This window comes from Roseburia sp. AF20-18LB (genome assembly GCF_003461185.1).
Lineage (GTDB): Bacteria > Bacillota > Clostridia > Lachnospirales > Lachnospiraceae > Roseburia_C > Roseburia_C amylophila.
The window spans coordinates 89,086-113,089 of record NZ_QTWP01000005.1 but is presented as its reverse complement, the minus strand read 5'-3'; the positions used below and the strand labels follow the sequence as shown (position 1 = coordinate 113,089).

Genomic DNA, 24,004 nt, shown 5'->3' with positions numbered 1-24,004 from the left:
GGGCAAATGCTTTCCGCTGGCTTCGCCGCTCTGAGGTCTTGCATTTTTGCAAGATTTCAGGGCGGCGTTTTTTCATTTCTTGCACTTTTAGCGGATTTTTCGGTTTATAGGCTTTTTCCCCGTATATTCAGGCAGACGGGCAGATACCGTCAATAAATAATGGAGGACAAAGCCTATGAATTTATTTGAAACTGTAAAATCCGCTGTCACCGTGAAGCAGGCCGCCGAATACTACGGCTGTAAGGTCAACCGGGGCGATATGATCTGCTGCCCCTTCCACGATGACCGGCATCCCAGCATGAAGCTGAACAGGGATTATTTCTATTGCTTTGGCTGCGGGGCTACCGGGGATGTGATCGATTTTGTGGCGCGGCTGTTCGGCCTGAGCAGCTACGAGGCCGCAAAAAAGCTGGCCTATGACTTTGGCATCGACCCGGACAAGCCCCCGGCAGCGATGGCTTTGAAAAAGCCCTATCCGCTGGCGCGGGCTTTCCGCAACGATGAGATACACTGCCAGCGGGTGCTCTGCGATTATCTGCATCTGCTGGAACGCTGGAAGGTCGAATATGCCCCGCAATCGCCGGAGGATGAACTGGATGACCGCTTTGTGGAAGCCTGTCATATGATCGAGTATGTAAATGATTTGTTGGACGTTCTCATGTTTGCGGAACTGAAGCAGCGTGTGAAAGCGGTGGATATGCTGCTGAAGGACGGCACTATCACCGCGCTGGAGCAGCGGCTCAGACGTCTGGAAAAGGAGGTGCAGCACCGTGGCGAAGAACGAGCAATCGCGTGAGGCCAACCAGCCCATCTGGTTTGACGGCAAGAGTATCAATGAAGCCCTGTTTTGTGATGATTTTCTCGGCAGACACAAAATCATCTACACAAACGGGGCTTTTTTCACGCCTGATGGCCGCGTGACCGATGAGCTGCCACTGCGTGGAGAAATTTTTGAGGAACTGAAATGCTGTGCAGTCAGCAATATCCCCCGCAAAATCAGCAATATCGTGGAGCTGATGAAGCTGGCGGCGCTGGTAGAGGATTTCCCGCCGGAGGCTGACCGCATTCATCTGGCAAACGGCACGTTGTTTCTGGATGGCTCCTTTACGGAGGGAAAACCGGACATCGTGCGTTGCCGCCTGCCGGTGGCCTATAATCCCGATGCGCCCACGCCGACCCGCTGGCTGGCTTTTCTGGATGGGCTTCTTTACCCGGAGGACATTCCCACTTTGCAGGAATATATCGGCTACTGCCTGATCCCCAGCAACAAGGGACAGCGCATGATGGTCATTAAGGGCAATGGCGGCGAGGGTAAGAGCCAGATCGGCGCGGTGCTGTCCGCCCTGTTCGGCAGCAACATGAAGGATGGCAGCATCGGTAAAATTTCCGAGAACCGGTTCGCCCGCGCTGATCTGGAACACATTCTGCTGTGTGTGGACGACGATATGCGGATGGAGGCGCTGCGTCAGACCAATTACGTCAAATCCATCGTCACCGCACAGGGTAAAATGGATTTGGAGCGTAAAGGCAAGCAGAGCTATCAGGGATGGATGTGCGCCCGGCTGCTGGCATTCAGCAATGGCGACTTGCAGGCTCTCTTTGACCGCAGTGATGGCTTTTATCGGCGGCAGTTGGTGCTGACCGCCAAAGAGAAACCTGCCGACCGTGTGGATGATCCCGACCTGGCAGAGAAGATGAAGGCCGAGGTGGAGGGCATTCTGCTGTGGGCTTTTGCGGGATTGCAGCGGTTGGTAGCGAACAACTTCAAGTTCACCGAGAGCCAGCGCACCAAAGAGAACCGGGAGGCCGTCAAGCGGGACAACAATAACGTGTTTGATTTTCTGGAATCCGAGGGCTATATCCGGCTGAAAGCGGATGCGTCCATCAGTTCAAAGGATTGCTACGACATTTACCGGATGTGGTGCGAGGAAAATAGCCTGACTGCACTCAAACGCCGCAGCTTCAGCGATGCGCTGGTGGCAGCCTGCGGTAAGTACAATCTGGAACACTGCAACACGATTACCAATTCGGCAGGACGCCGGGTATGGGGCTTTATGGGGATCGAGGCAGTGGCAAGGCCGCATATAAACGAGTTTACGGACGCTTCACAGTGTACGTACGTACCGGAAGACTGGCGGGATTGATTTCCGATCTGGTCGCCGGTACGTATGTACGCAGCGATTGACCCTGTTACCTCATATATTGTAGAGGCGCTTCATTTGGATAAAGTGGTCGTGCCCATTTTGGGTACACCTATTTTGATGTGTAAAAGTGGTTATGGATATTTTGTCCACCACCAGAACCGTGAAATTCTTCGCGCTTTTGTGCTGTGAAGTAGGTGTGGTCATTTTGACCACACCTGAAGCGGTCAGTAAAAGCGGTGATTTTGCAGGCATATTTTAGAGCAATCTCAAAACAGCGAAATGTTTCTCTTTTATCCGTATACAGTTCGCCGGATGGCGGCTCACGGAACGACGTACAGATTGCAGCATTTTGTGACAATACAGCCCGAACAGTGAAAAGTCCCGCATTTCTGTGAAGTCGAATATTCCGCCGTTGACCAACGATACGCAGGGAATCATTTCTATCGCAAAACAGCATTTGCACAAATTTCACCATTGACCAAAGCCGGTGCGCTCCCCAGCGTAGCCGGTTCTTTTTATGACGCAACCGAAAATCATGTTTTATCTATCAAGTGACAAAGGGCTTCACTTGCGAAAATGGAGGAATATATTTTATGAAGTCAAGTATCCGAAACGAAATCAAGGCGCAGATCATCCGCGCCGGTTACACCATGCAGGAAGTCGTTGACCAGCTGCACGATGAGTATGGGTGGAGTGACAGCGTATCCAATCTTTCCGGAAAATTGCAGCGGGAATCGCTGCGGTATCGGGAGGCCGTGGAGTTGGCTGACGTGCTGGGATATGACATTGTCTGGCAGAAACGGAGGGATTGAGTATGGAAAAAGCACAATACGCGATTATGCGATTTGCCAAATATAAGGGGCCTGAAATCGGCAATATCGAGGCCCATAACGAGCGCACAAAGGAAAAGTACGCCAGTAATCCCGATGTGGATACCAGCCGAAGCAAGTACAACTTTCATCTGGTCAAACCGCCCGGCAAGTACCGGGCCGAGTCAGAGAGGCAAATTGCCGCTGCCGGATGCCGTACCCGGAAAGACAGTATCCGTATGATCGAGACGCTGTTCACAGCCAGCCCGGAGTTCTTTAAGGGAAAGAAACAGGCGGAAATTCGGGTATTTTTCGAGGAAGCTCTGCACTTTTTGGAACAGCATCAGTCCAAAGAGACAATTATATCCGCCGTGGTGCATATGGACGAGAAAACGCCCCATATGCACCTTTGTTTTGTCCCTTTGACGGAGGATGGCAGGCTCAGCGCCAAAGACATCATGGGCAATAAAAAGAAGCTGACCTGGTGGCAGGATGAGTTTTGGAAACACATGGTCAAGAAGTTTCCAGATTTGGAGCGTGGCGAGAGCGCCAGCCTGACCGGGCGCGACCATATCCCGCCCCGCGTATTTAAGGAGATGACCAGACTGACCAAACAGAAAAGCAAACTGGAGGATCTGCTCACTGGAATCAATCCCTTTAACGCCAAAAGCCGGGCGGAGGAAATCTGCAAGATTCTGGATACCTATATTCCCAGCGTGGAGAAGATGGACACACTGCTGCGGAAATATGGCGTAGCCTTCACGAAAACAGCATCCGAAAACAAAAAGTTGAAAACGAAAAATGCCGAACTGGAAGAAACTCTTGCATCGGCGCAGAAGGTCAGCACCCTAAAGCAGATCGAAGACCTCAAGCTGCGGCGCGACTATGACAGTGCCGTGGCGATTTTGGAACAGATACCGGCAGAAGTTTTGAACATCTATGCGCAGAGCAGCCATAGAGGAAAGGAGCGGCCTATTGAGCAAAGTTTATGATGATCCGAAATATAATGCGGCATTTGACCGCTGTGTTGATGTGATGGCGCGGCTGTTGCAGAAGTACGGGCCACAGCTGTTGGGGCAGATGCAGGAGACTGAGAAGGATGGCCGTACACAGTCTGCGGCATCAGGAAAGCAACCCGTTCCTGTGTATCAGGAATTTGACAAAGCCGCTTGATATAAATTAAATTTACACGTTGCGTATTTGTTTGGCGTATGCTATAATAAATACGCAACGTGTATTTTTGCTTTATGGGGTAAATGAAATGGACTGCAAAACCAAAATAAAAGAATTGCGGGAAAGCACTGGCATGAATCGCAAGGAATTTTGTAAATATTTTCAGATTCCCTATCGGACTGTGACAGAATGGGAACTGGATAACCGCCATGCGCCGGAATATGTACTCCGTTTGTTGGAGTACTACATTCAGAATGAAGGTCTGGCGAAGAAGAAAGTAACGGATGAATGTTTAGAGCTGGAAGAAAGGGGCGGCCTGCATGAAGAAAACTAAAACAAAATGTTATCTCTACACACGGGTATCTACATCCATGCAGGTGGACGGATATAGTCTGGATGCTCAGCGAGACAAACTGCGGAAATACGCTGAATACGAAGATATGGTAGTGGCTGGTGAATATTCTGATGAAGGCTTTTCCGGCAAGAATATTCAGGGCAGGCACGAATTTCAGCGGATGCTGCAAGACATTCAGGACTGCAAAGACGGTGTGGAATATGTGCTGGTGTTCAAGCTGTCCCGGTTTGGCAGGAATGCCGCTGACGTTCTGAATTCCTTGCAGCTGATGCAGGATTTCGGTGTCAATCTGATTTGTGTGGAAGACGGCATTGACAGTTCCAAAGATTCCGGCAAGCTGATGATTTCTGTCCTTTCTGCGGTGGCAGAGATAGAGCGTGAAAATATTCGGACACAGACGATGGCCGGACGGGAGCAGAAAGCCCGTGAAGGAAAATGGAACGGTGGCTTTGCCCCTTATGGATACCGCCTTGAAAAAGGCGAACTGTTGATTGCTGAGGATGAAGTGGACGTGATCCGCACCATCTTTGACCGCTATATTCACACCAACGATGGTGTCAGTGGCGTGGCAAAATATCTGAACCGGCAGGGCTTTGTGAAGAAGTTAAGGCAGAACGGCACCATTCCCGGTTTTTCTGCCAGCTTTGTGAAGAGTATCATTGATAATCCGGTATATATGGGAAAAATCGCCTATGGCAGACGCCGGACAGAGAAGAAGATCGGCACACGGAATGAGATGCACGTAGTTGAGCAATCGGAGTTCCCTGTGTACGAGGGGAAGCATGAGGCTATCATTTCAGAAGAAGATTGGAACCTCGCGCAGGAAAAACGGAAAATCAATGCTTACCGGCGTGAGAAAGTCAATGACCCTACCCACGCACATATCTTGTCCGGTATTCTGAAATGCCCCTGCTGCGGCAAAAGCCTGTACGGGAATATTGCGAAAGCCCACAGCAAGGACAAAAAGACCCGCTATTACTATTACTGCAAGAATACGGTGACGCCAACAGGCCACGAGTGTACCTTCCGGCTGAATATTGAGCAGATGGAAATGAACCGCATGGTAGCGTCAATCATCTCTGCTATGGTCAGTGACCCACGGTTTGCGGATGCAATCAAGGCGAAAATCGGCTCCGCTGTCGATACGAACGATTTGGAGAAGCAGCTGGAAGCATTACAGGCGCAGCTTCGGCAGACATTAGGCACAAAGGCCCGACTGGAACGGCAGATGGACGGTTTAGATGTGAATGACCCGTATTATGACCGGAAAATTTCTGATTTGCAGCGCCGATATGACGAGCAATATGGCGCAATAGATGAGATTGAAGTCCAGATTGACGATGTGCAAAGCCAGATACGGAGTATCCGGCAGGAGAAGATTTCGGGTGATAATATCTACCGCCTGTTGCTGGCATTCGATCAGGTCTATGAAGCAGCCTCCGAAGTGGAGCGGAAGGAGTTCATGCGGGCGTTTATTGAGCGGATTGAGTTATTCCCGGAAAAGCAGCCGGATGGCAACTGGATTAGGAAGATTATCTTCAACTTCCCTGTCCCGGTGAATGGAACAGAAGTGAAAGAATTGCCCTTGGAAAATGAAACAATAGTCGAAAGCATCGTGCTCTTGTCCCACAAGTCACCAGATAGCCATATAGATGTGAAAGTTGAATTTGGAGAAGGTGAAGAAAAGGTACCTTTAGATAAAATTGCGGAGCGGGCAAAGCAATATCAGCCGGCTCCAAGGGTTACATATAAAATGATACAAGAATATATTGAAGAAAAATATGGCTTCAAAGTACATACGGCATATATCGCAGAGGTAAAAAGAAATTTAGGATTGCCGATGTATGATGCACCTAATATGGTAGAAGAGTTGAAACAGCCGAGAAGGCATCCGACGGCGGAGAAAGTAGAAGCGATAAAAGATGCATTAAAACATTTTGGGGTGATTTAATATGAGCGTTATTTATATGTTATTTACTGTGAGCTTTGATTATAATAACTATTGAAGAAATTATATCAGTTATTTGGAGGTCAAATGGAATGGGAAATGATATATTTAGCGCGGTAATTGAGCTCAACAAGATTAGACAGCAGGCATATGAAATATATTTACCCATAGTGGAGGAATTGTGCAACAGAGAGGTATCAGAAGAAGAATTGTCTCATTGTCTCGATTACTTATTAGATTTCGCAGATGATGCGAGTATGCTGGAATTGTATAAAAAGTTGTGCAGAAGATTTGTATACACATATCCTGGATGTATAAATTTTTATGTCAATGCCTATAAAGAGATGTGGGAAAAAACAGAATTCTGAAAGGGGTTTACATGAATCAACTTATAAAAATGGATGAAGAGTATAGGAAGTGGATTGAGGACATAGGAAAACGATATAAACAGAGACAGATTAAGGCATCTGTTTCTGTTAATCAGGAAATGATTGGTTTCTATTGGTCTATAGGAAGAGATATTGTAGAAAAGTCGGCTGAAAGTAAGTGGGGCAGTGGATTTTTTGTTAATTTAAGTAAAGATATGAGAACAATTTTGCCAGGGGTTCAAGGCTTATCAAGTTCGAATCTCAGATATATGAAGAAATTTTATGAATTGTACAGTGATCCAATTCTTCCACAATTTGTGGAAGAATTGAAGAGCAAAGAGGATTCAATAAATGTTCCACAACTTGTGGGAGATTTATCGGATAAAGAATTGTTTTCGATTCCGTGGGGACATCATAGAGCTATCATTGATAAATGTAAATTGGACAGGGAAAAATCAATATTTTTTGTGAAGAAAACGATTTTAAATAATTGGTCAAGGGCAGTACTTTTAAATTTTCTTGATACCGATTTATATGAGCGTCAGGGAAAAGCAATTTCAAACTTTGAATACGCATTGCCTGAACCACAAAGCGACCTTGCACAGGAAATAACAAAGGATCCATATAATTTCGACTTCGTAGCAATCAGAGAAGATTATAGTGAGAAAGAGTTAAAAGACGCATTGATGGACAACATCACAAAATTTCTTATGGAACTTGGAAAAGGGTTTGCTTTTGTTGGAAGAGAATATACAATACCGATTGAAGGAACAGAGGAAAAAATAGATCTTTTATTTTATCATCTGTATTTGCATTGTTACGTTGTTGTTGAAGTTAAAATAGTAGCTTTTACATCGAGAGACATTGGACAGATTGGTACATATGTGAATATTGTGGATGATTTGGTCAAGACAGATTTTGATGCAAAAACAATTGGTCTGATTATATGCAAAAGCAAAAATAATATCCTTGCAAAATATGCGGTAAATAGTTCAAAAGAACCGATAGGAATATCTGAGTATAAGTTGTCAAATTTATTGCCTGTGGAATATAGAGCTTCTATGCCAACGATAGAAGAAATTGAGAATGAACTCAGGTAAATATTTTAAAAGAAACTAACGGATAAGGAGCATTGAATATATGTTGAATTCAAACGAAAGAATGGGTTTCATAATTGAATATATGTCTTCATATGATGAAAAAATCAAAATGGCAAATAAAAACGGATTATTTGATGCTGCAAAAATGTTTGAGTTATTTGCGATTGAGGTATGTAATGTATGGTTCGGACAGAAGTTTAGTAATCTGAATGACGAGACGGCAACTTATCCATATGTAGATTTGATATCAGAAAACAGAGAACTTTTAGTGCAGGTAAGTACTGTACAAGATGTATCAACAAAAATAAAAACTACATTGGAAAAGATAAGGGATTCAAAAGATAAAAAATGCTCGGACTTAAAGAATGTTGTATTTTTTGTACTTAGTAATAATAGTATTGATAAGGTGAGAGAGTATAGTGGGGATAATCAAATTGGGAGTATTTCATTTACTATTAAAGATAATTTGATTACTACAAATGATATTATAACTAAAGCACAAAATGATCTTAATTTTCAGAAGAAATTATACAAGGTATTAAAGGATGAGTATGAGAACTTTAATATTAATATCAGAAAATTTAAAGGTGCATTGGAACTTAGTAATTCAGGGTTGAAAAATATTGAAGGATTGATTAACGGAGAGTATGAAATCGATAGAAATGAATTTCTTGAAAAAATAACAAAAGACAATGAGCGATATATTTCAATACAAGGTGGAGCTGGTAGCGGTAAATCTGTTTTATGCAAAAAATATGTTGAAAATGAAAAATTGGTTTTATATGCTCGTGCTGAAAGATTTTTGGAAGAAAGTCATATTGACGACATTTGGGGTTGCTGTATCCAAGACGTTTTAGAGTGTATTAATGGAAAGAAATTAATATTCTTTATTGATGCTCTCGAGTTTATTGCGGACTGTGCCGAAACAAAATTTGAATTATTACAGTATTTGTATGATATGGCGGCAGAATATCAAAATGTGTACATAGTAACATCTTGTAGAACGAGTGATAAAAATGCTTTTATTAAACTGGAAACAAATTTTTCAATAAAAATTTATGAAGTTGGCGATATAACAGAAGATGAACTTGCATTGCTTATGAAGCAATATCCGATTATTCATAAAATGTATAAAACAAATTCATATGTTGATTTATTAAAATCGCCCTTTTATATAAACTTGATAGTTAGTAATTCGATGGATATTGATAATATAGGTGATGAAAATTCTCTAAGAGAATATATTTGGAAAAACATAATATGTTTGGAGGAAAAATCTCGAATGTATGGCATACTCAGTAACAAAGTTATTGAAACTGTTGAGAAGATTGTGTTTGAAAGAGCTAGAAAATTTATGTTGGGTATTCATAAGGACGATATAGATAGAGACATAATGCATGCATTGCTTTCAGAAGGTGTAATTGCTCAACAAGGAGATTATATTAGACTGAAATATGATATTTTCGAAGATATTTGCTTTGAACATTATTTTGATAAAGCTTTTGATTTGTGCAAAGGGAAGTATAAGACCTTCTATGATGAAATAGAAAATCTTGGGCGATGTGTGTATAGACGGTATCAGATTTGGATTTCAAATAAAATGTTTATACAGGTAAATAGAGATAAGTTTTTATATAGCCTTACTTTTTCTGATGAGATTCCGCAAAGTTGGAAAAGGCAAACAGAAATTGGAATTGTTAAGTCAAGGTTTTGTGATAATTATTTCGAAGAACAAGGGTCGGAGATTCTGGAACAAGGCATGTTGTTCGACTTTGTGAAGAATATTAATTTGTTCGCATTTGAAGGTGAGTTATTACATATTAGACAAGAATCACCACAAATGAAATTGTCCCCAATTGGTAATGGAAGACCATGTATTATTCGACTTTTGAAAAACGAAGAAATATATAAGAAAAATATAATCGGAAGAGATGATATAGTTAAGTTATGCTTGGATTATGCGAAACAAGAAGATAAAGTGGCAGTTATTGCTTCAGATGCATGCGCTATGATGGAATATTATGTGGAATATTCGTTGCAGGAATCTGAGCAAGAAAACTATTATAAAATCATAGATGAAATATCGCCTTGCTTGGAAGCACTTTATCGAATGGCAGATAACTCAGAAGAGTGGTTAAAAAAGTTTTTTAATACATTGATTAATAATTATATTAATGGAAATAGAAAAAGTATGCGTAAGTCAGAAGATATTATGGAATGGACATTGAAGAATGCTTATCCTGCTTTGGTAACTGGATTAGCAAGCGAATTGTGTTCGATAGCTGATATACTATGGTTACGTGGAAAAGTAGATGCAGAGGAATTTGATTTCTATAGAGCCGATAGACTGTCTAAGGATTTTGAATATGGATTAAGTGAGAAAGCTGAACATTATAATTATTTATATAGAACAGTGTACGAGAATGCATTTTTATGGAATCTGTTTCGATTGAATTTTAAAGTGGGATTTCATTGGGCAATTCAATTTATAAATAGGGTAATATTAGAATATGCAACTAATAATCCTGAATATGTAATAAAAATCAAAGTAAAAATTAGTGAGAGTAATGCAATAAAGGAATATTGGGGAAATGGAAACATGTGGCTTGCAGGGATTAGAGATCACAATGTACCTACCTTAATAGGAGATGTTATTTTTTGCCTTAAAGAGGCTATAATAAGCAGTTTGGAGATTTGTAAAAAGGATCATGAATTCACTGTTGCATTTGCAAATTATGTCAAAGAAACTATTTATTCAAAATCAAATAATATAGTATTGCTTACAATCATTGAGAGTATAGGAATGCACTTTGAAAACGAATTACCGGGTTATGCTTTGGATTTGGCTACAAGCATAGAACTTGTTCATTGGGATACCACAAGATATATGTTGTACAAAAAAAATCCGACAAAAGAGTTGCTCGAAAGGCAAATTCTTAAGACCATGGGGATACCTGAGCTTAAAGATAGATATGAGTTGGATAAAAAATGTGATCTGAGTATACAAGAATATGTATCTCATACACAGATATATTTTGATTCAATGGTTCAGGATAAATGCTATGGAATTCTTGATTATTTATATTCAACTATAAAAAATGATGCAGAAAATGCACAGGACTATTTACAGATTCAAAAAATGGATATGCGTGGTGCAAAAGCAACCAAGATAACCGACAATATAATTATGTTAGAACCCCAAATATCAGGGGAAGCAGAAAAAATTGTTCTAAGACAAGAAGAATTCAATAAACCTAAGCAGAGATTAAATGCGGCGATTAAAAAGTGTAATGATAATATGGTGCCTGGGCAGATTGACTTGCCATCAACTCTTGATGCAATTAAAGTTATTTTAGAATTGATGAAGGATACTGATATGGCATTTCAATATGAAAATCTTTTGATACTTTTAATTGCTAGTGCAATAAATCATCAAGAATTAGAAAATGAGAAAAGGGAAAAGTTTTGCACAATATGGATTAACGGAATAGAGAAATTGTTTTCTAATGGAAGCTTTTTGGCAGATATTGCACTTATGCCAGTTTTATTGAATCAATTGAAAAATGACGTTGCTATTGGGATAAAAAATAAAATAAAGAAAATTGTGTTGGATTGTTTGATGTATAAGGGGCAACATGGTGTTATTGATGAAATGGCTAAATACGTGAAGAGATATTTAGCTAATCACGAGACTTTGGCACAAGCGGTATTTAATACAATTATTAAATTATCTGAAGATCAGATGGAACATCAAAAATATAATGCTAATTATTTGAAAGTGAGTAAGAAAGATAAGGAGTTTATATTTAATCCTAATATGCAACCTAAGTTGTCAGGAATAGATCGTTATATCAAAGATGATGATGGAAATTGTTATACTAGTCGCGAAGAGGAGATAATAGATAGGTATCTGCTGCAGGAAGAATCTTTAGAGATAGATGTTTTTGATATGAGTAACTATGATATATCTACAATATGCTATGTTGCAAATTGCGGCTTAAATTTTACGAATGAATCTTTTAGAATGGTTATTCATGAAATTTTGCTATGTGTGATTGATATTTGGAAATATACTAAAAGAAATTATAATGCTCACGAAATTTTTGATGTTTACCAAGAACATGAAATCATAGAGCTGTTTCAGCGGGAAATGATTCAAACCCAAGATGATGCAAAAATGGCAATCGATATATTATTTGAAGAGATTGATTTTACAAAATTTACAACAGATACAATTGAGTTCTATCAAGATATCTTTGGCAATTTTTTATGTGAATTTTTTGACTCTTATGTTGACTCAAAAAGAAGAAATATATGTAAAAAGAAAATTCTATATATTGAGAAAAAAGTAAATGACATTGATGAGGAGTATGTTCGAATACAGTTATATAAATCTCTTATGCTTTCTGTAACGAGATATTGCACGGGAGACTGGAGTAAAATCAAAACAAATTATTCATACGTAGATAAGCAATTTTTGAATAAGCAATTTACAAAGTATGGAAAATATCACATAAAGGAACTGTTGAGAACGATTTACCAAATGCATATGGATGAATTGCTGCCAGAAATATTAATTTCTATTAGAAATAGCTTTCAAAATGCAAAATCTGAGGTAAATAAATTTAAAAAATCAATAAGAGAACAAGAAGCAATAGTACAGTTGATTATCCTTAAATCCTTTATTACATATAGTGATAAAATTAAACAGGATCAAGAACTTATTGAAGCATATGAAGATATACTTGAAATATTGATCAATTTAAATTATGAGCAGGCGGCTGTTATTTTGGATGAGTTTAGGATTCATTAATGGATGCAGGTTATTATTCATCTGAAATAAATATAATAAGAGATGCATGTTCGCTAAATGATATTTGTGGATGGTATCGTCAAGGTTAGATTTTGTGGGAAAGTGGTAATACAGTTGAGACGGTAGTCTTACTTTCCAAGGGAATGGTCGACAGTAGAAAAGTGAAGGTGGACTTCTCTCTGGAGGATATGGATTTATCTGAATTCAAGGGAAAAGCAACTTATGAGCAGATAAAGGCATATGTATTGGAACAGACAGAACTTAAGGTTTCATCACTGTATATCGCACAGATTAAGAAGAAGTGTGGATTGGATGTCGGTGAGAATTTTAATTTGCCTAAATCTGAGAATGCAAGACAGCCACAGTGTACACAGGAGAAGGAAGATGCAATTATGCAGGCATTTAGACATTTTGGAATAATATAGATTGTGGATAAGCAGCATCGTGTGTTAAAAATATAGTAAAGTATGGAAAAAAGGACATTCCGGAACTGTAGTTATTACAGATCAGGGGATGTCCTTTTTGCAGATATGGAAGTGTTCAAGGGACAAGGTAATGATACTGAAGTATTAAGACTGATATGAATGATATCTATCTTATCTGATCTGCGGATGAATGTCGATGATTTCAATATAGTAATAGTCAAACAATGATTTAAGTGTTAGAATTTAATTATATATGTGTGGCATAATTTCAGATTATAGTAAGGAATTTTGAGATAGATAAAAATGATATCGGATAATTAGAAAAACTTGGAACATGAAGATGAAGCAATGAGTGAGTTCGGATTATAGGACACCTAATACGCGATAATTGTAAATATGATGGACTATAAATAATGGTAGTTGCTGGATGAAAATTATTGTTAATAGTGGTGGAGGACTATATGTTATTGAATTTTACAAGTGATGAGTCGTTGAAAAATATGGATACAGCTGTTAAAGAAAATATGAAAGATCTAAAGTTTTGGGGAGATTTGAATCTATCAAGGGTTTCTTTGGATATATTAAAGAATAGAATAATTATACTGTTGGAAAGAGGTATGGTATTTAAAAGTCTTTTTGAACAATATCCATATGCGATGGTTTCGTATGTAGTGTTTTTGACAAGGTATAAGTATAAGGGCGATTTTTGGGGGATGATTAGCGAGGAAATAGGAATTGATAAACCCAATGCACCAGATCAGACTCAGATTGGCAAGATGATATTGAAAATATTTGATTTATGCGAATTAGATTATAGTGTTACGAAAGAGTCTAACAGGAAATATGTTGATTCTATTTTATACGAAGTGGGAATTCCGCCTGAGAGTAATTTTGGTGATTTATTTTATATCTTTAAATATGGATTAATGAGTAATGTTGATCCGCAGTTCCTTATAGATGAAATTACATCTAAAGAGTATGGAGTACATAAGCCGTTATTACATTTTTTTGCTGATGCACCTGAAGAACGTGCCATTAATTTTGTGTTAGATGTTCAGGATACATATTTAGCAGCTACTCAAACGGGGGATTTTTCAAGTAAGTATTCAGAAACCCTTTCAGAGTGGTTAGAACAGGATAAGGTTAAATCTGCTTATCATGGAAAATCTGCTGAAGAACATGTAGAAGTAAAACCATATTTTTTCTTTGAAAATGGAAAAAGGGGGTTATGCATTGTTTTGCCACGCCAAAATATGACAGAGGAATGGGTGGACAGTGGAAAATGGACGATCGCTGGAGATAATGGATTCCGCATTGAAAAAGAATGTTGTGTTCAGGGAGTGGAAGGAAAACGTTTCATAGATCAGATGGTGATTTCAGTTAGACCATGCAAATCATATATTCTCAACTTTGAATATAATGATGGGTTTGAGAATCATTTGACACAATATGAGATAAAAGGAATAGAAATGGATGGTTGTTTCTATTTTGATTCAAATGGCAGAAGGATCAACCAAAGGTATTTACGGTCACCATATGGAATTGTTATATATTCCACGATTGATAACATTACATGTAATGGTATTGAGCGAGATGTTCAAGCATATCCATTGTCTAGTGATGACTACTGTATAGAACAAATAACTCCACTGACAACAGATGCTCAATTTATAATTTATACCAATAAAGAAGAGATAACCATGCAAATGAAACCACAGATTATGACTTCTTTAAGTGGAAGAAAATTGTTTGATACAGAATTTGTTGATTCAGAAATACCACTTTTTCTTGAGATTCCGAGAGTGCATATAAATTTTGAAGGTTTTAATTCTGTGGAAGGTATAGAACTAAGAGTAGGACGAACGTCAATCATAGCAAGTGATTTGGCTATGGATGAAGAAAATATCGTAGATATTAATGAGTGTTTTGATGAAAAATCATATGGTATTCATTCAGTTAGAATATATCAGTTTAACCGATTTATTAAGCAGGTGAGATTTTGCCTGTTACCGGAATTTAAATCGGATTACTTTGATAATTTGAAGTGGTTAGAAGATAAAGCTAATTTGAAGTCGGAATCAGCAAAGCTGACTGTCAGAAAAGTTGATGGTTGGCAGATAGACTTTGCAAATGCAAACGTTCAGGATTCACTAGAAAAATATGATGTACGTGCTCCTTATCGAGAAGGCACATTAAATGGAACCATCATTTCACAACAGGATAATCTGCGTTTGGCTGTTGAATTTGAATTGCCAATTTGTGCCTATAGGTATGAGTTGATTTCAAATAATAAAATCAGCGAAAAATGTGACATGGCAGATTTTTTGCAAGGAAATCCGTGGCTTTCTGTATCTTTTTATGGTGATTACAAAAAGAATACCTATGTAGTTGAATTGGTTTCAGCAAATGGGATAGAGCAGAGGGAAGAAATAAAGTTAACCAGTAATGGATCTGCTAATTTCGATTTGAATGTTTTTAGAGACACTCTGCAGGCAGTTCCGCTTCCTGCAAAAATCCGAGTTGTAAATGCAGATAGAGAAGCATCTTTTGATGTAATTTTGATTGATGAGGTTATTAAGTTTAGATATAGACCGAAGTATGTTAGAAGCAAAAAAGGCATTGCTGTGAAGGATGAAGATATAAACAAAAATGCTACATTAGAGAAGTATGGCGATAATTTTAAGCTATCCTTGATTTATGGAGAATCACAAGTAAATGATAAAGGAGCTAGAATATTTTCAATACCAGAGAATGTCACACTTACTTCAGGATATTATCGAATCATACGAGAAAATAATGTGGATGAGTTATTTACGGTTGATGATGATTTTGAAGTTACATTGCAGTCAGATCAATTCTTTGTGACATTGCGTAATCCCAAAGATCCCATCAATTCATTTGGTGAGTGGTTGGAGCAGTTCTTATACGATCTGATTAGATTCAGGGGGATAAAGAAGATTGATGAATTGCGGATGTCAGAAAGCTATAGGTGCAGGAATAGCATGGGGCAGTTTGCAAAATTTGGGCTATCTGATAATGATATAATAAATCTTGTTTTACTTGGCAATATTCTCGAGTGCAAAATTACAAAAGCACATAAGACCATTGTTACAGAAACTATGGCGATGGTATCTGAATTAATTCTTACGAATGAAGATAGGTTTAGAATTATTGAAAGATTGGTGGAAATGAAGGCTAGTGATATAGTATTTAATTTGTGCAAAGAAAATTACTGTCTGGTGCTTTTAGAAATTCCGGATACTGTAACGGGTAGTTATATAAAAGAATTAGCATCTGCATTAAAGCAAGTTTCAGTAATACTTGCATTGCAGGTACTGTTAAAGGGTAATGTTCCCATTAGAGAAACATTTGGCATTGCAGCATACAGGGATGTAATAGGTCAGGATGCTATTATAGAAATGATGACTACAAATGAGAGAGAGGGAAAAAAGACAGAAGATAGAAAACATTTTCTTTTGGAAGACGGTGTGAGTTGTGTTCATATAGCTCTAAATAGTAATATTTCAGGAATCAATAATTTTTATGAGATGGCAGATGAGAAGAAACTTCGAACAGGAAGAGTACATCTGGATAAAAATAAGATTCCAGAAATCGGTACATACTTTGCAGGAACAAGATACATCGATTTATTTGTTAACTGGTACATTAGAAATCACATGGGGGATACAAATAATGATTCAGATTTGAGAAAGAGAATGCAACTACAGTTTGAATCATTTGAAAGTAAGGTGTGGAATAAAATTTCATCAGTTAGAAATAGCAAAGCAGACAGTTTTTTTAAAGAGTTTAATAGTGTTCTTATGGAACGTGTTGCGAATAAAAGTGATATATCAAATATGACGTCAGTACATTTTACATTCCCTGCTTATTTCTATTTCGAAGGGATAGCTGCACTTATTGCACAATTAGATGAATTTAATGAATTCCCAGAGATGAAAAAGGAGGCTGTTAAGTTTATGGTAGGATCTTTTCAAGTGGCACCTTTTATGTCAGAACGCGATGTATTGATGGCTATGTCCTATATATACTTGAGAAGGAAGGAGAGACGATAATTATGTCAATGAATCCGAGGAGTACGACGGAAAAAATCAAAGCAGATTACAGAAGTTATGTGGCATCTATTTTGACGGTTAGAGATAGAGAAATAAGTCGACTTGCAAAAGAAGAAGTGGAGAAAACTAATTTTGTGAAAGGACCTTTTTTAGAAACAACGCTTCCATTTAAAGATGGAAAAACGCTCAAGCAACTTGCGGATGAAGGAATCATCAGTAATGAGTTTTCTAAAATGGGAAAAAATGTTCATTATAATGATTGGAAACTTCGAATTCATCAGGAAAATGCTTTGAAGCATATCATAAAAAATGACCGAAATATGGTTGTTTCGACGGGGACAGGTTCTGGTAAAACTGAGTGTTATTTATACCCGATTTTTAACGAAATCATGCGTGAAAAAGAATCTGGAACACTAGATGATGGTGTAAGAGCATTATTGATTTTTCCTATGAATGCGTTGGCTAATGATCAACAGAAGAAATTGAGAAAATTACTTGCAGATTATCCGGATATTACATTTGGAAGATATACTGGTGAGACTAAACACGCGAAAGCAAACGAGAAACCAGAGGATGCAGAAAAAAGGCTGCATCAGGAATATGATATTCAACATCAAGGTGATTATGATACTGATTCAAAAAAATCAATATTTAATGAGTTTATGTGCAGAGAATATATGGCGAAAAAGCCGCCGCATATTCTTTTAACAAACTATGCTATGCTCGAATATATGCTGCTAAGGCCAGATACGGCTCCTTTTTTTGATACGGCGAAGGCTAAAAATTGGAAATTTATTGTAATTGATGAGGCGCATACATACAAGGGGGCTGTCGGTACCGAAATTGCTTTTCTTCTTCGTAGGTTGAAAGAACGGATTCAGCATCATAGAAGTGAACCTTTTAGATGCATTGCAACAAGTGCAACTTTAGGAAGTGAAAGTGGAAAAGCATCATTAGCAAAATTTGCCGAGCAGTTATTTGGTGAACCATTTGATGAAACGGACATTATTACAACTGAAAGACAGAGACGAATTCCGGATGATAGTGTAAGGGATTTTTCATATCAAGATTACAAACGAATAAAAGAAGAGTCCTTGAAATTAAAGGAAAGTGAGAGAGGACAGTTTCTGTACGATAAACTAGTTAATGATGGTCGTTTGTTTAAGTTATATGATATTTTGGCGGAAAAACCAAAGAATATTAATGAAGTCGCAAACTTTGTTTTTTCTGATATTGCGGATAATACGTTGAGAGAACAATCTTTAATTGATTTGATTGAATTAGCAGCTGCTGCGAAGAAGAGTGAATATGAGTCTGCACTTCTGCCTGCCAGGTATCACCTGTTTGTCAAATCCTTGGAAGGCATGTTTGTTGAATATTATCCAATAAAGAGAGTTTTCTTTGATCGTAAAGAAAAATTCAAAGATGGATCTGGAGAGTATTCTGTATTTGAGATGGCTAATTGTCAAAAATGTGGACAGGAGTATATTCTTGGAAAAACAATAACAAAAGATAATAAAAAATATTTGGTACAGACAAGCGGTTTGGAAAAGCCAGAATTCTATTTTTTGTCTGATAACGACATAGATGAAGACTTTGATGAAGATGATGATCTTGATGAACAGTCTAATTTTTCTTCGCTTGGTAAATTCAAACTATGTTTAGCGTGTGGTCGAATTTCTGAGTTTTCAGAGAAAACAGATTATACCTGTTGCAAAGCAAATGATAATAAGAAGATTGTAACTGTTTATAATTTAAAATATGCGGGAAAGGGAAAAGAATCAAACTGTTGTCCAGCATGTGGTGCTACAAGAGAGGGACTGATAAAAAGATTTTTAACAGCAAATCAGCCAGCAACATTTGCAGTTGGAAAAAGTCTGTATGATGCAATTCCGCCTAGACCTATAAGACACCAAGAAAATCCTGACACATCAGATGACCTGTTTTCAGATGATTTGTTTGGAAGTTTGGATGATACAGCGACAGAGATTGATGATCATGTAATTGATGAAAGCGGACGAAAACTATTGGTGTTTTCAGATAATCGCCAAGAGGCTGCTTTTTATGCTGGGTATTTTGAAAAGCGTTATAAACAGGCGATGTGGAGAAAGGTTATTCTGAATTGTTTGATAGAAGCTGGCGAAGTTGGATTATCTGTTGATGATCTTATTTTGAAATCAAAACAGATGGCTGAAAAGGAAGGTCTTTATACTCTTGATTTAGTTGAACGTAATAATGAACTTGAAGTCAATATAATGAGCAATGAGCAAAAGACCGAAATGGCAGCGCATTATATCATGCAAGAATTTATGTCGCCAGACATTGGAACAGGGTTGGAGGGGCTTGGATACATCCAGATCATGCCAGAAAAGATACAATTCCAAGATGGCGTAAGTCGATATGGTGTTGAAGGCGGAGAAAATATTTGGAATGTGTACAGATTTGTGTTTGACACGTTGCGTCAGAAAGGCACAATAACATTTCCAGAAATGGTGAGTCCGGAAGACGACTTTTTTTCTCCAAGAAATCATGCAGGCTTCTTTAGAAATACAGGAAATGAAAGAATTCACAAAAAAGGTTATGTCTATGGTTTTATGCCAAGTGAAGGACACAAAAATAAACGTTCTACAATGTTGTTGAAAATATTAAATCATTTTCGACAAGATGAAACCAATGAAGCCAAAGCTATTGCAAATTTACAGCAGTGCTATGATGATTTAATTCTGCAAATGAAAAAGCGGGGTTATATCAGCATCGGACCGGAAAATGCTAGTGGTCAAATATATGCATTGAATTATAAAAAATGGATATTTAAGTATATAAAATCAGAAGAAAGGTTGTATAGATGTAAAAAATGCGGAAAGATATTTGCATATTCTTTGTATGATATCTGTCCAGAATTGAAATGTGATGGGGAGTTAGAGCAAATTGAAGCGGGAAAAATTCGTTCAGGAAGTTATTATGAAAGTCTGTATACTGGAAAGCAATTTATACCGATGGTAGCAAGGGAACACACTGCACAATTATCTTCGGAAACAGCTCGGCAGTATCAAGAAAAATTTGAACAGGGAGCAATTAATGTTCTTAGTTGTTCGACAACATTTGAAATGGGGGTTGATGTAGGTGAACTTGAGGCTACATTCCAGAGAAATGTGCCACCAGAAACATCTAATTATATTCAGCGAGCGGGTCGCGCAGGGCGACGAACATCATCAGCAGCATTTTCTGTAACTTTTGCGCGCAGGAATAGTCATGATATGACTTTTTATCAAGATCCACCAGAAATAATAGCAGGAAAGATAAATGCGCCAGTTCTGGAGGTAAACAACGAAAAAATTGCATTACGTCATTTGAATTCCATTGTGGTAGCAGGGTTCTTTAAAGAATATCCAGAATTCTTTACAGGAAAAGCAAAAAGAATTGTTGATTTTGATAAAAAGGATAATATGAGTGTAGAACTGAAAAAGTATTTAGAATCTAAACCGCAATCATTGTTGGATACCATATATAAGGTTTTTACTTCTCAGATTTTGAAACAGCTTAATGTAGACAATTGGGGATTTGTAGATGAATTAATTGGAGAAGATAGTAAACTGAATATAGCAATAAAAGAAAGAGAAAATGATATAGCGGGTTTGCTTGAAATGAAGAAAGGCATAAATGCTAATAGCACAGATTACGAACTTGGAAAAGCTAGAACAGTAACAAAACTAATATCGACGTTAAATGACGAAGGTTCTATCAATTTTCTGAGTGCAAAGGGGGTATTACCAAAGTATGGATTTCCTATTGATACTGTTTCACTGAATATTATTAACAATAAAAACAGAGAAGCCGAAAAGCTTGATCTATCCAGAGATTTAAGAATGGCAATCAGTGAATTTGCTCCACCGGCACAGATTGTGGCTAATGGAAAACAGTGGAAGAGTTATGCTGTTAATACTATACCTGATAAAAGTTGGCCAACATATGTGTATTATGAATGCCAGAATTGTAAGCGTATTTATCCTCCAAAGACAAAAATGACAGAAGTTACTATTGATATTAGTGACGATATTGAACTTTGTCCAACTTGTCAGGCTAAAATGAAAGCACGAAAGTTTATTATTCCGCTATTTGGATTTTCTACTTCTTATAAAGAATCTCCTAAGCAAGTGGGGGAAACGAGACCAAAAGCTTATTATGCTACACAGACACAGTTTTGGAGTGATACGGATCTTACGGAAAGTCAGCAGCGCGAGGTTAAAAGCAGGATATTGAATTTTTATGGAAAAGAAGTTTCTGCAAAGTATTCTCCAGGTGGAAAGTTATTTGTGCTAAATCAGGGAACCAATGGAGCAGGATTATATGTTTGCCCTGAGTGTGGATTCACGACTGAGGTCGATAAGATCCCAAAGAAAGGGCATAACAATAAATATGGCAGAAATTGTCCGAATAAAATGTTACAGAGAGTATCATTGGGACATCAGTTTTCAACAGATATTTTGAAAATCAATTTACCAGACCATTTGATCGAACAGCCGATGTCAGGTTCATTGGAAAACAAGGATCAATATTTATCTGTTTTATATGCATTACTTGAAGGTGCCAGTGCGGCTTTAGATATTAATAGAAGTGATATAAGCGGATGCGTTACTGGAAAATGTCAGATTGTATTATATGATGATACTCCAGGGGGATCTGGATTTGTAAAACATGTCTACGAAAACCTTGAAATGGTAATTGCCAAGGCAAAGGAAAAGGTTAACGGTAATTGCGGATGCACAGAGGAAACTTCATGCTATGGGTGCTTGAGAAACTATGGAAATCAGTTTTTTCATGATGTTCTTTCGAGAGGAGTGGCCTATCGTTATTTGGATTGGTTATTAAATGTGGTTGAGGAAAATAAAATAGAGAGTAATCAAGTCGAAATAGGTTCATAAAGCAAGATAAGCGACAAAAAAACGTGGTCAATATTATGTTATTTAAGGAACAGAATTCCTAAATATTATACGGGAAATAGTCAGTTACAACAAGGGGCTGTCGCACTAAGTGATTAGTGCGCAGCTTCTTTCTTTTCTTGTGCAAAAAAATAACTGCCAGACCTCGAAAGGATCCGGCAGTTGGTGTAAAATTAAGTTATGCTACTAACTAAATTATTACAAAAAGATTATACGAAAAATTCAGACGGATATCAACTTAAACTTCCGTTAAATCTTGAAACAATCATTCCAGATAATGATTCTGTTCGATTACTAAGTCAGTTTGTGGAGGCTATGGATTTGACTGACCTGTATTCTACTTATGAAAGAATAAATTCTGTATCGCCCAGAACACTTCTGAAGATTGTGCTCTATTCTTACATGAACGGGGATTATTCCTCTCGTTCCATGGAACTAAATTGTAAAAGAGATATCAATTTTATGTTTCTTCTAGAAGGTTCCCCAGCTCCTGATCATGCAACATTTGCAAGGTTTAGAAGTATCCATTTTGCTCTCTGTTCTAAACGTATCCTTGCAGAAATGTCTAATGCATTGTTTGATATGGGAGAAATTTCCGGAGAGACCATTTTTATTGATGGTACAAAAATTGAAGCCAGTGCCAATAAGTATACTTTCGTCTGGAAGAAGGCAGTAACAAAAAACCAGGCAAAACTTTTGCAGAAACTTGCTGGTTTTGTAGCTGAGTGTGAGTTGCTTTATGATATAAAAATCGTTTACGGAAATACGATAAAAATAAAGCATGTAAAGAAACTCCGCTTCAAAAGAGTATTGAAACTCTTGAAAGTTATTTGAACCGGCTCAAAAAATATAACCAGCAGATACATATCTGTGCGGAACGCAACAGTTATTCAAAAACAGATTATGATGCTACTTTTATGCGAATGAAGGAGGATGCCATGGGAAACGGACAGTTAAAGCCTGCTTATAATCTTCAACATGGCGTGGATTCTGAATACATCACATGGCTTACCATAGGTCCCCAGCCTACTGATACCACAACGCTGATACCATTTTTGAAAGATGCACAGGAGCATTTGAAATTCAAATATAAAAACATAACAGCAGATGCTGGATATGAAAGTGAAGAAAACTATCTGTTTCTAGAAGCAAATGGTCAGCTTTCTTATATAAAACCTGCGAACTATGAGATTTCCAAGACCCGTAAATATAAAAATGATATCGGTAAGATAGAAAATATGGAGTATGATGTAAAAAAAGATATCTATACCTGCAGAAATGGTAAAAAATTAGGTGTAGATCATATCCGCCACTCAAAAAGCAAAACAGGATATGTAAGCGAAAAAACGATTTATAAATGTGAGGACTGTAATGGATGCCCTTACAAAAGCGAATGCATCAAAGGGAATAATTGCCAAACACCGTTGGAAGAACGGACAAAGACACTTCAGGTTGCGAAAACATTTCTAAAACATAGAAAAGAAGATTTAGACCGGATACTCTCAGAAGAAGGGATTCTCTTCCGGACAAACCGAAGCATACAGGCGGAAGGCTCCTTTGGAGATTTAAAACAGGATATGCTGTTCCGCAGATATTTAAGCAAAGGAAATGCAAATGTTCTTGCGGAGAGTACTTTGCTTGCCATGGCGAGAAACATAAACAAACTATATAATAAGATTCAAAATGGAAGAACCGGAACACATTTATTTTCGATAAAAAGTGCCTAAATTTTGACTTGTCAAAACAATTTTCAAGCCATCAAAAATGGCTTATTAAAGTGCGTCTTTAATAATAGCCTATAACAATGAAAAGCGTTTTTTGATGGATTTTATCCTTAAAATAGCAAAAAGGAAGCT

14 protein-coding genes and 1 pseudogene are annotated in these 24,004 nt (G+C 37.9%); 14 read left to right on the top strand and 1 reads right to left on the bottom strand.

Annotation, left to right across the window (positions count from 1 at the left end; all coding sequences use genetic code 11):
• Nucleotides 1-175 precede the first annotated feature (175 nt).
• Nucleotides 176-796, top strand: a complete 621-nt coding sequence (locus DWX65_RS10470) for a CHC2 zinc finger domain-containing protein (RefSeq protein WP_015537325.1) — start codon at nucleotides 176-178, stop codon at nucleotides 794-796.
• Nucleotides 771-2,144 (top strand): DNA primase family protein, encoded by a 1,374-nt coding sequence (locus DWX65_RS10465; protein ID WP_054324427.1) that lies wholly within the window; start codon nucleotides 771-773, stop codon nucleotides 2,142-2,144. Before DWX65_RS10470 ends, DWX65_RS10465 begins: the two co-directional genes overlap by 26 nt.
• A gap of 109 nt (nucleotides 2,145-2,253) precedes the next feature.
• Here the strand turns inward: DWX65_RS10465 and DWX65_RS10460 are convergent, their stop codons facing one another.
• Nucleotides 2,254-2,619, bottom strand: coding sequence for a hypothetical protein (locus DWX65_RS10460; protein ID WP_055040424.1), 366 nt, complete (start codon nucleotides 2,617-2,619; stop codon nucleotides 2,254-2,256).
• A gap of 118 nt (nucleotides 2,620-2,737) precedes the next feature.
• On the opposite strand from DWX65_RS10460, the gene DWX65_RS10455 reads away from it, so the two are divergent.
• From DWX65_RS10455 to DWX65_RS15670, 12 genes and pseudogenes are all read left to right on the top strand, one after another.
• Entirely contained in the window at nucleotides 2,738-2,956 is a 219-nt protein-coding gene (locus DWX65_RS10455) for a hypothetical protein (protein ID WP_015534241.1), read from the top strand.
• 2 nt (nucleotides 2,957-2,958) lie between these two features.
• A complete protein-coding gene (mobV, locus tag DWX65_RS10450; protein ID WP_118173413.1) occupies nucleotides 2,959-3,945 on the top strand; it encodes a MobV family relaxase in 987 nt (328 codons plus the stop codon).
• Nucleotides 3,929-4,126, top strand: a complete 198-nt coding sequence (locus tag DWX65_RS10445; protein ID WP_117466784.1) for a hypothetical protein — start codon at nucleotides 3,929-3,931, stop codon at nucleotides 4,124-4,126. Before mobV ends, DWX65_RS10445 begins: the two co-directional genes overlap by 17 nt.
• Nucleotides 4,127-4,214: 88 nt before the next feature.
• Nucleotides 4,215-4,460, top strand: coding sequence for a helix-turn-helix domain-containing protein (locus DWX65_RS10440; protein WP_117568913.1), 246 nt, complete (start codon nucleotides 4,215-4,217; stop codon nucleotides 4,458-4,460).
• A complete protein-coding gene (locus tag DWX65_RS10435) occupies nucleotides 4,447-6,432 on the top strand; it encodes a recombinase family protein (RefSeq protein ID WP_118173412.1) in 1,986 nt (661 codons plus the stop codon). Before DWX65_RS10440 ends, DWX65_RS10435 begins: the two co-directional genes overlap by 14 nt.
• Nucleotides 6,433-6,521: 89 nt before the next feature.
• Nucleotides 6,522-6,797: a hypothetical protein gene (locus DWX65_RS10430; protein WP_015528556.1), complete on the top strand. Its 276-nt coding sequence runs from the start codon at nucleotides 6,522-6,524 to the stop codon at nucleotides 6,795-6,797.
• Between the two features lie 11 nt (nucleotides 6,798-6,808).
• Nucleotides 6,809-7,897 (top strand): PDDEXK nuclease domain-containing protein, encoded by a 1,089-nt coding sequence (locus DWX65_RS10425; RefSeq protein ID WP_118173432.1) that lies wholly within the window; start codon nucleotides 6,809-6,811, stop codon nucleotides 7,895-7,897.
• A 40-nt stretch (nucleotides 7,898-7,937) separates the two neighbouring features.
• The gene (locus DWX65_RS10420; RefSeq protein WP_118173411.1) at nucleotides 7,938-12,710 is read left to right on the top strand and encodes an SMEK domain-containing protein; all 4,773 of its coding nucleotides are present in this window, start codon (nucleotides 7,938-7,940) and stop codon (nucleotides 12,708-12,710) included.
• A gap of 143 nt (nucleotides 12,711-12,853) precedes the next feature.
• The gene (locus DWX65_RS10415; RefSeq protein WP_118173431.1) at nucleotides 12,854-13,135 is read left to right on the top strand and encodes a 23S rRNA methyltransferase; all 282 of its coding nucleotides are present in this window, start codon (nucleotides 12,854-12,856) and stop codon (nucleotides 13,133-13,135) included.
• Between the two features lie 461 nt (nucleotides 13,136-13,596).
• Nucleotides 13,597-17,208, top strand: a complete 3,612-nt coding sequence (locus tag DWX65_RS10410) for a hypothetical protein (RefSeq protein WP_118173410.1) — start codon at nucleotides 13,597-13,599, stop codon at nucleotides 17,206-17,208.
• A gap of 2 nt (nucleotides 17,209-17,210) precedes the next feature.
• Nucleotides 17,211-22,130, top strand: coding sequence for a DEAD/DEAH box helicase (locus DWX65_RS10405; RefSeq protein WP_118173409.1), 4,920 nt, complete (start codon nucleotides 17,211-17,213; stop codon nucleotides 22,128-22,130).
• Between the two features lie 198 nt (nucleotides 22,131-22,328).
• Nucleotides 22,329-23,875 (top strand): annotated as a pseudogene (locus DWX65_RS15670) (IS1182 family transposase).
• Nucleotides 23,876-24,004 lie beyond the last annotated feature (129 nt).

Excerpts from the sequence above, each read along its gene's own strand:
- DWX65_RS10470 (WP_015537325.1), top strand. The coding sequence starts at position 176 with ATGAATTTATTTGAAACTGTAAAATCCGCTGTCACCGTGAAGCAGGCC.
- DWX65_RS10460 (WP_055040424.1), bottom strand. The coding sequence starts at position 2,619 with ATGGTGAAATTTGTGCAAATGCTGTTTTGCGATAGAAATGATTCCCTG.
- DWX65_RS10455 (WP_015534241.1), top strand. The coding sequence starts at position 2,738 with ATGAAGTCAAGTATCCGAAACGAAATCAAGGCGCAGATCATCCGCGCC.
- mobV (WP_118173413.1), top strand. The coding sequence starts at position 2,959 with ATGGAAAAAGCACAATACGCGATTATGCGATTTGCCAAATATAAGGGG.
- DWX65_RS10440 (WP_117568913.1), top strand. The coding sequence starts at position 4,215 with ATGGACTGCAAAACCAAAATAAAAGAATTGCGGGAAAGCACTGGCATG.
- DWX65_RS10435 (WP_118173412.1), top strand. The coding sequence starts at position 4,447 with ATGAAGAAAACTAAAACAAAATGTTATCTCTACACACGGGTATCTACA.
- DWX65_RS10430 (WP_015528556.1), top strand. The coding sequence starts at position 6,522 with ATGGGAAATGATATATTTAGCGCGGTAATTGAGCTCAACAAGATTAGA.
- DWX65_RS10425 (WP_118173432.1), top strand. The coding sequence starts at position 6,809 with ATGAATCAACTTATAAAAATGGATGAAGAGTATAGGAAGTGGATTGAG.
- DWX65_RS10420 (WP_118173411.1), top strand. The coding sequence starts at position 7,938 with ATGTTGAATTCAAACGAAAGAATGGGTTTCATAATTGAATATATGTCT.
- DWX65_RS10415 (WP_118173431.1), top strand. The coding sequence starts at position 12,854 with ATGGTCGACAGTAGAAAAGTGAAGGTGGACTTCTCTCTGGAGGATATG.
- DWX65_RS10410 (WP_118173410.1), top strand. The coding sequence starts at position 13,597 with ATGTTATTGAATTTTACAAGTGATGAGTCGTTGAAAAATATGGATACA.
- DWX65_RS10405 (WP_118173409.1), top strand. The coding sequence starts at position 17,211 with ATGTCAATGAATCCGAGGAGTACGACGGAAAAAATCAAAGCAGATTAC.